Below are 12706 nucleotides of genomic sequence, written 5' to 3' on the forward strand. Positions count from 1 at the left end.
TGGGTATATCGGCCTTCATTACTCAGAAGCATTAATAAATTTCTGCCTTTATACCCTGCTTTGCTTTCTCCTTATGGAGCTCATATTAAGGGTAACCTTACATCTCGACAAGGTCAGTGATTGGCGGTCAAGGCCCTTTACCAGAACATTCAGTCAATTGTTCCTTGGGCTGGCCTGTCCTCTTTTGCTAGAACTCTACCTGGCCAAGCTGGTCCGGGCCTATTTCCCCAATATTCTCCTGGACAAAGGAGGATTTTCTTATCCACAAATAAGCATATTTGTACTTTTGGTCAACCTCTATTATACCTGCCTCTACCTCATAGACCTGAAGACAAGTAATCACTTAAGCGAAAGGAAGGCCAGGAATATTTTGGTGGTTCATTCTGGGCATAAAAACATCCCCTTACAACAATCCAAAATCAGTCATATTCTCCGCGTAGGGGAACTGGTGCAGGTTATTACTTACGATCAAGAAAAATATACTTGCAATTATAGTTTAGATGACCTTGAAGTAATCCTGGATGAGCATGATTTCTTTAGGGCCAACCGTCAAACTATTGTCAATTATAATGCCTGCAGACATTTTGAACCTGCTGAGTATGGAAAATTAAAACTGGAACTAATTCCAAAATCTCCCCAGCCAATAACTATCAGTCAGAAAAGGGTAAAAGCATTTAGAAAATGGATCAATCAATGAAAAACAGCTATTCTTCGAGAAGAAATAAGTGGTAAAATCTACAAGTTATATGCAATTAAATATAAAATCGTACTACTTTATTGAATTATATGCAATTAGATATAATACGATAGAATAAAACCTCCCTATATCCTCTTACATATAGTTCATTAAAATTTATATTGCATAAAACCTCAATGTTCCCTCTATATCTCCTCTTCACTCCCTCTAAAATACCCTTCCCAAAAGTAATACGAATCTGTTGTCCTGCCAGCTGAGCTGCAGGACCACCTAAAACTGAGTCTCTGACTCAGCTACTTTTATCCTTCATTCCAATGCAATCTCATCTCCAACAGTCAACACACTTTACTCCCTTACCGAACTCCCCTCCCAATTCACAATTCCCCAATCCCCCGATTCGACACTTCAACAATTAACCGATTAAACTTCCCTCCCCCCCTTCTCCCTTACATCTTTCTACCATATACCTAGGGGATGTCTTGGGGATACGTTACCTACAGGTAAATTAATTCTTGAAAATATTATACTTTTCAACAATCTAAAGACACCTATAATATCTGGAATGGGAATTAAAAATGCCCAAGATATTTAGGCGAAGTGGTATACTTTGCCTAGCCGGAGCACCTTATCTGATTTCGGTCGGACTAATAGCAATAAGCCTGATAATATTGATAGGAAACTCTGGCAATTTATATGGAAAAAATAAAAGTATTGATCAATTAGCTAATTCATCAAGCCTCGAGAATTAACTTTAAACATACCTTACCCAATACAGAGGACTCCACTGATTTACAATAGCAGCTCTTCAAAAACAAAATAAAAATAAGCTAATGATACTACCTGTCAATTTCTGATAGATGCTTTTGATTAAGCAAAATAAAGATAATAATATTACCTGCTTAACGTTTTAAGCTATCCACTAACCAAACACCCAATAAAATGAATAATACACATACAATGAAACAGTTTTTTAAAGAATTATTTGAATACAGTCATTATTCCAACCAAAAGTTATCAGATATTTTCATTGATAAACCTGACAAAACATCTGAAAAAGCAGTTAAGTTGTTTAATCATCTTTTAAATGCGCACCAAATATGGAACAACAGAATTAAGCCTGAACAACCGACCTTTGATGTTTGGGAATTGCACGACACGAAAGACTTGAAGAGCATTGACAAAATAAATCTCGAACATTCATTACAGATCCTTGACAAATTTGACTTAAACGAAAATTTCATCTACAAAAACACGAAAGGTCAAATATTCGATAACAGTATTCAGAATATTTGTTTTCATATCATTAACCACTCGACATATCACAGAGGGCAAATCGCAACGGAATTTAGGCTGCATGGACTTGAACCTTTAGTTACTGACTATATCCTTTACAAGCGATAATTTGGTAAATTATCGTAATACGTTACGTAACCCGTATTATCAAAAAACACATCTACAATCAGTTCAAGATAAATAGATAATTTTCGATTTATGTAAGACCGACATATCCAGCAATTTTTTCAAGATCCACCTATTTCTCATGTAGTTGTTCTGCCAATCCAACTAAAAGTCCTTCAACCCCTCGAATGTAGCACAGCCGATACATATCTTCATATTGAACCACTTCGCCAATGAGTTCTGCACCTTGCTTTGTAAGTCTAGCTACCAACTCATCAATATTCTCAACTTTGAACATAACTCTTAGATAACCAAGAGAATTTACAGGTGCTGTCCGATGGTCTGAAATAGGAGATGGTCTTAGAAAGCGTGAAAGCTCAAGCCTACTGTGTCCATCGGGCGTAACCATCATAGCAACTTCTACGGATTGATTTCCAAGGCCAGTTACTTGTCCAGCCCACGCACCCTCAACCATTCCTCGGCCTTCAAGTGCCAATCCTATCTCCGAGAAGAAAGATATTGCATCATCAAGGTTTTCTACAACGATACCGACGTTGTTCATTTCAAGCAATTTACTTTTAGTCATCTTTTTTCACTTTCATTTTTTAGTTTGATTCCTGTTCAGTATAGCTATGTTAGCCCATAATGATCTCATCTGTTTGCGAGTTAATTAAATAGGCGATTTGTGCCATATAAGTGGCAACCTGTACGAAGGTTTGATAGGTAAATTGATCTTGATTTAACTCCTGAACCACACATTTCCTAATCCGCTCATAGAGGTTCGCTTTTTGAATTGTTTTTTTTTGCCGAGTGCTGCGGCCTATTCTTAGGCTGGCTACTAGTTTGTCATAGCTTTAGTTTCTTTGTATATCAGCCAACTTATTCATCAATATCTCTTTCTCATTACTGCCATTAGTTGTAAAACGAAGTAAAGGTAAACCGTACTTTTCCAAAATCGTGTTTTTCATTTTATCTCGTTTCGCCTGACGTGTACCTTCTTTATGATAGCCATAACCATCCACTTCTACTGCCAGAACAGGATACTTGCTAAGTTTATTATAAATTAAAAAATCCAGATGCGTCATTGGATGTGTGGCATAATCTAATTCCTGGGCATTTAGTAAGGAATAATCTCTGATTAAATGCCTTACAGAAAGATGTAAAACAACCCCATATTTGGAAAAACTATCAATCGACAATACCTCCTTTATCAAAGCATACATTAGATTTTCACTATCAAATAGTGAAACCCTGCCACTTTTTTTTATTATCCCTGCTCGTTTAACTTCAAATCCTTTGTACAAATAATCAAATATGGAGCTGAGCTCGCTTTCGGTAACCGTAAAATTGTTGTATTCTATATACCTAATTAAGTCTGTGATATTATTATCCTTAAGACTTTCATTGCCATTTATGACTACGATAAGCTGTTTAATTGCACGAGAGACAGCCACATTTAGACGATTGGGATTATCGGTAAAGTCAGATATTTCATTATCAACCGTGGATAATATGATTACCTCATTTTCTCTACCTTGAAATTTATCTACCGTATCTGCCTTTACTTGCGTTTCGTGGAAGGCCTTTTGCAATTCATTGGTTTGATTCCGATATGGAGTAACAATCCCCAAATCAATGGATTCAAGACGCTCCTTTGGTATGATTTCATGCTTTATTATATCAATCTGTCTTTGATTCATTCTTTCCCTGGCATGATTTCCTGGAGCTGTTTTATACACCACAAGTGGTTGACGATCAGTTTTTGATTCCGTGTGAACAATCAACTGATTATCGTAAAATTTCCTATTACAAAACTCTATGATTTTGGAGTGGCATCGGTAATGTTCTCTCAAGAGAGTTTTTGGCACATTGGGGAACACCGCTACGATAGAAGACAATAAGCTGTGCGTTGAATAACGATAATGCTCTGATAAATCACTTTCCTCAAATACTCGGTCTGTCTTTATTTGCATTTCACCATCCACCACATTTGGCAATTGTTTTAGGTCACCAACGATGACAGCTTTCTTGGCACAGGATAAGGCAAGAGCTCCTGTCGCCAAATCAACTTGGGAGGATTCATCCATGATCAAATAATCATAGGAAATATCATCTGATAAGCTTTGCCTCAAAGAGTAGGTCGTACTCATGATAACAGGATAATCTTTTATAAAGGTGGATGACTTTGATCGCAATTCATTAATTACATACCCATCTCTTTTACGATTACCATACCTGTTATATAAATCAGCTTTAAAAAGTTGCATTGAAAGCATTGTATATTCTTTCATTTTTTCATCAAACGAAAATCTCCTTAAAGCAACTTCCAATGATTTTTCTCTTTCTTCTAATTCTCCAATCCGAGTAGGGTAATATTTTAGCTGACATGTTAGAATTATTTGGCTAAAAGAATATCTGTAGAAAGTCTTATCCCTAATACCAAATTTTAAACGATAAATCAATCGTTTAATCCATCCGATGTTTTTCTTCCTTTGATTTTCAATGGATAGCCACAAATCAAGTAGTTGATTAGAACTAATGTTATTCCTAAAATAGGAAGACAGGTCTATTTCATCCTTGTAAGTATTTTTAAAGTGAAGGTATTCATTGTTAATGTTATCAAGCTCTTGTTTTAATAAGGCCAATTCATTCTTTTTAGAAAGATATTCCTTCAAGCTACCAAAAAGTGAAAGCGAGCGCTTTTTAATTTTTTCTGTTTGTTTCTCAGATAATTTAAAAACGGATAAATCTGGGAAATCAGATTGGCTTTCAATGAAATCCTTTTTGTTTTGAGAGTTGCCAAGGAGGGCAGCAATAAATCCAAGACCATTCTTTTCAAGCTTTTCATAAACATTTTTTGTCGCAGAATTATTGCTTGAGACAATTGCAACACTCTGCCCATTCATAACGGCATTGGCAATAATATTCAAAATGGTCTGGGTCTTACCTGTGCCAGGAGGCCCTTCTATGACCGATAATGAATGTGAAAAGGCATTATTAACAGCATCACTTTGACTGATATTAAATCCAAATGGAAAAAAATCTATTGACCGAAAACTACCATTTTCTTCAGGGATCTTTCTGTTTAAATAATTTGACAAAATACAATCCTTAGGCAAAAACGAAATGTCATTATAGCTTTTGGCAAGTATATTATTTCCTTCTTTTGTCTTTAATCCAACAGTCGTTGCGATCCTTTTTAAGTAATCAAAGATGTTCTTTGCTTTGTCCTCGCTTAGGGCAGTCTTAACTATTTTAATCCTGCTACTATTATAAGTGTACTCCTTATTTCCTTTTTTGAACAGTATAGAGCATTTGTCTCCATGATCACGAAAAGAAGTTATTTGATCAGATCTTTCCTTACCATCAATATATATCAATTCTCTTTTCAATCCAGGTTTATTTTTGAGGGGATTTAGACTTTTCGATCATATGAAATAATTTTGACTTTTAGCCTGATATAACTGAAAATCAACGATTTGAAAAAATCGCTTAATTAATACTTGAGGATCCTATGGTTAAAAGTCCTCCTTAAAACTAAACAATCCCCAAAACAAATAAAATACCCCACATGGGGTATACTAGGCATGGGAGCATCCATAGGGGGACGAGCGTAAAGAAAACAGTCAGTGACTTTTTTTAGCGAGTAGCCAGCTTGCAGGGCAGCCCTTTTCCCCCTCCAAAAACACCAAATAAAATTTGGACGTTCCCTAGACCTTCCCTAGACGTCTCCTCGGTGTTCCCTCTATGTCTCCTCTTTACTACTACTTAGTACTTCCCTTATAGATACCTAGGGGATATCTTGGGGATACGTTACCTTCAGGTAAATTAATTCTTGGAAATATACAATTTATCTCACTTCCAAAATTCTTTTCATACTATCATAAAAGGCCTGATAAAAGGATTCATCCTTGGCATAGAGTTTATATAGTTCCAGCTCTTTTTTCCGCTGCTGACGCATGACATCATCCAAAATCTTCTTAAATGCCAGGTCACGGGTCTGCATATCAGGGTTATCCACTACTTTGGTCTGAAAATCCTCGTGTTTTTGAACATCCTTGGTCAAGGCAATAAAACGCACTCGCTGTTCCTCCGGTGTGGCATCCCAGCCCTGAAACCAACGGTCATTAAAGTTCCGGATGATTTCATCCAAGTGGTCCTTATCATCATCTCCACCATGGGCTCCTCTAGGATTGGGGTTTTGGGGATCTACCTCTGAATTCTCATCATCAAGATCAATGCTTTGGTTAAGTTTCGTCCGTTCCAGTCCATAGGTAGAAAGGTCCACTGACTCCAACAATTCATCGATCAGGACATCGTCTTTTGTTTTGACGATCAGTTTAGGGATTAAAAATTTCAAGAACCAAAAAAGCTTTTCCCAGTCCACTACCTCATAATCCATGATGGAAGCCATCTGCCCATAAATCTTGACAAATTGCTTTGCCTTGATCTTGAAGTCAGCCTTTTCCTCGTCTTCCAGGTCCAACTCTTGATTAAAACGGTTAGCTGCCACATCGATGATGGGGCTTAACTCCTGCGCATTTACTCCTTCAAAATACTTTTCCACGAAGCTTTCAACCTCAATCCATTCATAAACGGCTGTATCATCCAAGGTTCCTTTGATCTCATGCAGCACATTGATATCGGTAGCACCGCTTAATGATGTAGAAGTATAAAAAGGGTCAAATGCCTTTTTTATTTCTTCAACTAGGTTAAAAAAGTCCAGGATAAACAAGTCCTCGGTCTTTTTACCCTGCTTATTGGCAGAGCGGTTAAGGCGGCTAAGTGCCTGTACAGCCAAGACTCCCTGTAGTTTCTTATCCACGTACATGGTGCAGAGCTTTGGCTGGTCAAAGCCCGTCAGGTATTTATTGGCTACTACCAAAATCCGATAATCATCGAGATCAAATTTGTCGCGGGTGTCCTTTTCAGGAAAGCCATTGAGCGCTGCTTCGGTATATTCAATGCCATCCACTTCCTTTTTTCCGGAAAAGGCAATCACTATCTTAAATGGATTACCTTTATCCTTCAAAATCTTATTGAGTGCTTTATAATACCTGATGGCTGATTCTATATTTTGGGTAATGACCATTCCCTTGGCCTTGCCCTTCAGCTTTTTGGTATTGTAGACTTTCCCGATAAAATGCTCCATCATAATTTCTGCCTTGGTGGCAATGGTCCGTTTGTCCCGCTCCACATAGGCACGCAATTTCTTTTGGGCTTTCTTAGTATCAAATAAGGGATTCTCCTGAATGGATTTTTCTATTTCATAATAACTCTTGTAGGTGGTGTAATTGGCCAATACGTCCAGGATAAAGCCTTCCTCGATGGCCTGCTTCATGGAATAAAGATGGAAGGGCCGAAAAGTCCCGTCCTCTTGCTGAGTTCCAAATCGCTCTAGTGTACTGTTCTTTGGGGTAGCCGTAAAAGCAAAATAAGAGGCATTGCCCCTCATCTTTCGGGCATGCATGGCCTGAAGGATTTTGTCCTGTACATCTTCTCCCTCTTCTTCCGTGGCAGCAATACCCATTGCCTGGTTCATCTTTCCGGCTGCTGTGCCCGATTGGGAACTATGTGCCTCATCGATAATGACAGCGAAGCGTTTGTCGCTGAGGTCTGCAATCCCCTCTACGATAAAGGGGAATTTCTGTATGGTAGTAATGATTACTTTTTTGCCCAGCTCCAAGCTTTCTTTTAAATCCTTGGAGGAATAGGCTGGGGCAACGATATTTTTCACCTCAGAAAACTCCTTGATATTATCCCGCAATTGCTTGTCTAATAGCCTGCGGTCGGTAACTACGATGACCGAATCAAACAAGGGTGTTTTGACATCCTTGGCCCCAGGAATATCTGCATGCTGGGGATAGATCTCTATCAACTGATAGGCCGCCCAAGTAATGGAATTAGATTTTCCTGAACCTGCGGAATGTTGGATCAAATAGGTTTGGCCAACGCCAAATTCAGAGGTATGGGTTAATATTCTTCTGACCACCTCCATCTGGTGATAGCGGGGAAAGAATAATGTTCTCTTGCTTAATGGATCGGTGGATTTCCCATCAAAGCGCACAAAATGCTGTATGATATTGGCCAGGCTTTCCCTTGAAAACACTTCTTTCCACAGGTATTCTGTTTTGTGTCCAAAGGGATTGGTAGGGTTCCCTTTTCCGTTATTATTACCCCGGTTAAACGGCAGGAAGAAGGTGTTTTTTCCATCGAGCTTGGTGGTCATGTATACCTCATCGGTATCCACAGTAAAGTGGACCAAACAGCGCCCAAAGTTCAATAAAGGCTGGCGGACATCGCGATTGTTTTTGTATTGGTGGATGCCGTTTACACGCGCATTCTGCCCCGTCCAGGGATTTTTTAGTTCCAGGGTGGAGATGGCAATGCCGTTTACAAAAACCACCATATCTATCTCCTCCCGGGGATTGTCCAAGTTATATCGGACCTGACGGGTAATGCTAAACTGATTCTTTTCAAAATTATCTTTGACCATTTGGCTGCTGCTGGCCATGGGCAACTGATACAGCAAAATGAAATGGGCATCTTCCACTTCCAGTCCTTTGCGAAGCAAGCGTAAGACACCGTACTTCTTGACCATTCGATCAAATCGCTCCAAAATCCTTAATTGCCAATCTGAAGAACGTTTCAGCTTTTCCAATTCTTCCTTTTGGCTGCTCTCCAAAAAATGCCAGAACCGCTCTTCATCAATGGCGTATTTGGGATTAAAGTCCCTGGCCGATCCCATATAATAACCATTCCCGGCCTGGTAGGGACCAAGGTCTTCCTGAACTATAAGGCCGTTTTCCATTTCCTCCAAACACATTCCGGTCAGGGCTTTTTCTATGGCGGCTTCTAAGGCTTGTTCATTGGTTTGACTTGTCATATACTTGTTATTTTGGAGTCATCTTCATTTTGCCAAATGGGCTGCTGTTTCCAATTTTTTGGAAAGCCCATCTTGTATAAAGGCACTTGTGGAAATCTTTCAAACAACTCAAATAGCTCGGATTTTATATGGTGTCCGGGACTGATGCAGTTGTTCATGTAGATAATGGCGGATAAAATGGGAAACACCTTTCTCCATTGGTAATTTGAAGGGGTATAATCAAGAATAGTAATGTGTAATAGGAAATGTGGGGCTTCCACTTCCTTTCTAAAAGCCATATTGCGGCTTTTCAACAACTGGATTTGATCTAGAATGGTTTTGGGACCTTTAGCCATGGCAGGAATTCTCTAAAAAGCAATATTGGATTGCTTAAACTGTAAAAAAGAAGACCCGCGAGCAGATCTTACGAGATGCAACACGGGTACTGTTGATTTAAATTTAGGATTATCTAATTTATTCAGCAAGTTTTTCATTCATCGTTTTACTTTGCCGTAGCAATAACCTAACTATCAATGGCTTCAGATTAAACATTTTTTTTTTCAGCAAGTCAGTTTTATTTAACTCCTTTTTGAATCCGCTTTTGTGGTTAAACTTTATCCAGCCGCTCCAATTCGTATGTTTGGTTTATTATATTGACTTTAATAACAAATCAACAAAGATTTCTATCTCCTCTTTGTTTCTGGGTGTTTATTTCATTTTTATGAAATTCAATTTCCCCTTTATGATCATCATTCCCTAAAAATACTTCAAAAGCAATATGTTGAGTGTCAATTGAAATATAATAGTTTTTACAACTAAAGACAATTTTGTTGGAGCTTTGACAAGGACGACATTCTGTCCAACCATTTATTTTAGCAATGATTCTCCCTATTTCGTTAATATTGGTAATTCCTACCGTTCTATTATTAGGATATGTGTCTTCAATATTTTTGTGCCCATATGCTTCAAAAACATATTTTGATAAACCGGCGTTTGGTAAAATTAGGCTAGCAACATTTCCAGGATGTTTAAAAGAGCAATTTTTCCAAAGATTGTGATCTATGAATATGTGATGAAAATTTGAAATATGGTTTGCTAGGACCTCCTCTGAATTACCTTCACCTGGAATTTTTTCTAATGGGATATCCCTTTGCTGCCATAGATTTTGTCTTTGTGTATAGTTTGTCAAAAAGCTTAGAGCATAAGAATTGGTTTTGGAAGCTTCTCCTAACCCATTGGATATCTTATTATCCAATATGTATTCTGGTTCCCATTCTGGTTTATAGGCTTTAGAAATAAATGCTTTAAACCTTCTTATTTCAATACTGTTAAATTTTTCCTCATCAGCCAATAACTTTAATAAACCTAACACAGTTTGTGTTTCAAATATATAACTTTGTCCAACTTGGATATGATCTTCTTTATTGTAAAGTTGAAGTTCAGATTTTATTCCATAACTAGCTATACTAGCAAAACATACATTTACGAAATGTTCGAGCAATTCTTTTGCTTCCTCTATTGAAGATGGAAGCTCAGATACTTCAGGATCTAGTGAAAGCTCATTAAAATAAATTCCAGGCATAAAAAAACATTAACTTAGTAACCGGTCCAAATGGTTTTCAAATTCATTAAAATAACCTTCAGATTTATTATCCAAATGACCTTGATTGCTGATTTTTATTTCTTCTACTTTTGAGAAATGGTCCATTTCATCCCTATCAAAGTAGAAAAGCTTAATATGATTTTTGTTAAGCAGTTTCTCTTTTACTGCGACTCTAAGTCCATAAATGATATGATCACTGTGGGTTTCCAAAAATATTTGAACACCACTTTCAGCAGCCAATGCAAGTAATCTTGCCAATTCAGATTGCCCTTTCGGATGGATATGTGACTCAGGATTTTCTATAATAAGGATATCTCCTTTTTTAGCGGATAAAATAGCCACCAATACACTAAAAACATAAGTAAGTCCAAATCCTGCATTTTTGGCTCGGTAGGGGGAAGTGTTAGGTCCCTTTGTTGCATATTCATAGAATAGCTCAACAAGATTATTATTTATTTTGGTTTTTACTTGAATTTTTGGGCTAATTACACTTAACCATTTGTTTAGCTGTTCCTCCAATGAAAACACTTTGTCCTCTAATCCAAAGGCTAAGCTTTGAAGTGGAATATCTTTATTTTTATTTTCATGAAAATAGTGTACCGCGAACTCACCTTGATCCCCAAATTGATTATTGGCAATGATCGTTTTATTGGTGTTATAATAGTCACGTGGTCCAATTCGCTCTGCAGATAAGTATTTTACCTTATCTTCTTGAAACAGACATTTATCTTTTACGGATTCAAAATCATTTTCATTAAGGTCAATGACTTTTTGGTCATATTTACTTGAATCATAGTTGCTTTTTGCATCAAAGATTTTATCATCATCCCATTTTATCTGTATCTGGAAGATATCCTCATTAGAAGCCTCGCAAAAAAGTTCCTCGTAGGTTCCAAAGGATTCAATTTTTAATTCCATTGGTAATGTGGATTTAGAAAATCTAATAATTTGGAATGCTTGAAGAATCGTTGATTTGCCCATTCCATTAAGCCCGGTAAAAACATTGATTTTTCCTATATCAATGCTTATTTTTTTCAAAGCTTTGAAATTTTTAATCCTAATATGATTGATCATTTATTTGCTTTTAATTTTTTCGATTAATCTTTTAAGGCTATTGATTTTTGGTTTTGGACTTAAGGTTTTTTTATAAATAGTAATTCTAAATCTTGAAAAATACTCATTCAAAAAAACAGCTCTATTGTTAATAATGAATTCATAATCTTCTTGAGAAATTATACTTCCAAAATAAATAATAATTCCATCAAACATTTCGAATAAAATTCTTTTATCTAAATGATCTTCAAACATTTCATTGAATTTTTTCAAACCATTGTCCCATGAATTGAAAAGATTTTTATTAAAATCAGAGTCGTTTGCATATTTCTCATTTAAATAAAAAACCGCATTGTGAGCAGCTTCTTTTAAAAAACGAAGTTTTCTCGTGTCTAGGCGATCAAAATTAAAATATTTGCTTTGACCTAAATCTCCTGGGTACAAAAACATAAAGGATCGAATAAAATTCAAAATTAATTTGAAAGAATAAGTGGAATAGTTTTTCTTGAAATTAATTTGTTGTCTCCACAATCCATTTAAGAGATTTTGAAAATGTGGGTTGGATTCTAAATACTCAATAAGTAATTCTGAATTTTCAGAAAGAAATTTTTTGGATAAGTTCACTCCCAAACCATTTGCCATATCTGGTACAATTCGATAAATAATACTTAATAAAACTTCTTTTGAAACTCCTTGATTTATACTATAAATTGTGAAAATATTTTGTTCGATTTTACGAGCTAATGATCTAGGAAGATTTTCGAAATAATAATTATCATAATTCGCAAAGAATTCAAGGTCAATTAATGGGTATCCATTTTTTAAGAAACTATGCAGAGCCTGTAATCTTTTTTTTCCATCGATTACAATCCATCTTTTTGGGTTAGTAGCATCCACATATATTGGAGTCATAGTCAAATTTAACCAAATAGACTCTATGGATACACTTTTCCATTTGTCTTCCCATACATCATCTATATCTATATCGAGATCAATTAGCCCCATCTCAATCATATGAAAGATTTCGTGGGCAGAGATTTCTTTTTGACCTATTTTTATTTCAGATGGATGCATTATTCACTATTGGTTC

General features: G+C 36.6%; 9 protein-coding genes. 2 read left to right on the forward strand and 7 right to left on the reverse strand.

Annotation, left to right across the window (positions count from 1 at the left end; genetic code table 11):
• Positions 1 to 73: 73 nt before the first annotated feature.
• The gene (locus KMW37_RS00630) at positions 74 to 697 is read left to right on the forward strand and encodes a LytR/AlgR family response regulator transcription factor (RefSeq protein WP_215222674.1); all 624 of its coding nucleotides are present in this window, start codon (positions 74 to 76) and stop codon (positions 695 to 697) included.
• 957 nt (positions 698 to 1654) lie between these two features.
• Positions 1655 to 2098, forward strand: a complete 444-nt coding sequence (locus KMW37_RS00635; RefSeq protein ID WP_215222675.1) for a DinB family protein — start codon at positions 1655 to 1657, stop codon at positions 2096 to 2098.
• 130 nt (positions 2099 to 2228) lie between these two features.
• Here the strand turns inward: KMW37_RS00635 and KMW37_RS00640 are convergent, their stop codons facing one another.
• From KMW37_RS00640 to KMW37_RS00670, 7 genes are all read right to left on the reverse strand, one after another.
• Positions 2229 to 2681, reverse strand: coding sequence for a VOC family protein (locus tag KMW37_RS00640; protein WP_215222676.1), 453 nt, complete (start codon positions 2679 to 2681; stop codon positions 2229 to 2231).
• Between the two features lie 268 nt (positions 2682 to 2949).
• Entirely contained in the window at positions 2950 to 5487 is a 2538-nt protein-coding gene (locus tag KMW37_RS00645) for an AAA domain-containing protein (protein ID WP_215222677.1), read from the reverse strand.
• A 458-nt stretch (positions 5488 to 5945) separates the two neighbouring features.
• Positions 5946 to 8981 carry a type I restriction endonuclease subunit R gene (locus KMW37_RS00650; RefSeq protein ID WP_215222678.1) on the reverse strand — a complete coding sequence of 1012 codons (3036 nt, stop codon included), beginning with the start codon at positions 8979 to 8981 and terminating at the stop codon, positions 5946 to 5948.
• A complete protein-coding gene (locus KMW37_RS00655; RefSeq protein WP_215222679.1) occupies positions 8978 to 9316 on the reverse strand; it encodes a hypothetical protein in 339 nt (112 codons plus the stop codon). The genes KMW37_RS00650 and KMW37_RS00655 overlap by 4 nt, the downstream gene beginning before the upstream one ends.
• Positions 9317 to 9630: 314 nt before the next feature.
• Positions 9631 to 10542, reverse strand: coding sequence for a hypothetical protein (locus KMW37_RS00660; protein WP_215222680.1), 912 nt, complete (start codon positions 10540 to 10542; stop codon positions 9631 to 9633).
• 9 nt (positions 10543 to 10551) lie between these two features.
• Positions 10552 to 11637: an AAA family ATPase gene (locus KMW37_RS00665; protein ID WP_262898185.1), complete on the reverse strand. Its 1086-nt coding sequence runs from the start codon at positions 11635 to 11637 to the stop codon at positions 10552 to 10554.
• Positions 11638 to 12690: a DUF262 domain-containing protein gene (locus tag KMW37_RS00670; RefSeq protein WP_215222682.1), complete on the reverse strand. Its 1053-nt coding sequence runs from the start codon at positions 12688 to 12690 to the stop codon at positions 11638 to 11640.
• Positions 12691 to 12706 lie beyond the last annotated feature (16 nt).

This window comes from Echinicola shivajiensis (assembly GCF_018642165.1).
GTDB classification, from domain to species: domain Bacteria; phylum Bacteroidota; class Bacteroidia; order Cytophagales; family Cyclobacteriaceae; genus Echinicola; species Echinicola shivajiensis.

Excerpts from the sequence above, each read along its gene's own strand:
- KMW37_RS00650 (WP_215222678.1), bottom strand. The coding sequence starts at position 8,981 with ATGACAAGTCAAACCAATGAACAAGCCTTAGAAGCCGCCATAGAAAAA.
- KMW37_RS00670 (WP_215222682.1), bottom strand. The coding sequence starts at position 12,690 with ATGCATCCATCTGAAATAAAAATAGGTCAAAAAGAAATCTCTGCCCAC.
- KMW37_RS00665 (WP_262898185.1), bottom strand. The coding sequence starts at position 11,637 with ATGATCAATCATATTAGGATTAAAAATTTCAAAGCTTTGAAAAAAATA.
- KMW37_RS00655 (WP_215222679.1), bottom strand. The coding sequence starts at position 9,316 with ATGGCTAAAGGTCCCAAAACCATTCTAGATCAAATCCAGTTGTTGAAA.
- KMW37_RS00630 (WP_215222674.1), top strand. The coding sequence starts at position 74 with ATGGAGCTCATATTAAGGGTAACCTTACATCTCGACAAGGTCAGTGAT.
- KMW37_RS00640 (WP_215222676.1), bottom strand. The coding sequence starts at position 2,681 with ATGACTAAAAGTAAATTGCTTGAAATGAACAACGTCGGTATCGTTGTA.
- KMW37_RS00660 (WP_215222680.1), bottom strand. The coding sequence starts at position 10,542 with ATGCCTGGAATTTATTTTAATGAGCTTTCACTAGATCCTGAAGTATCT.
- KMW37_RS00635 (WP_215222675.1), top strand. The coding sequence starts at position 1,655 with ATGAAACAGTTTTTTAAAGAATTATTTGAATACAGTCATTATTCCAAC.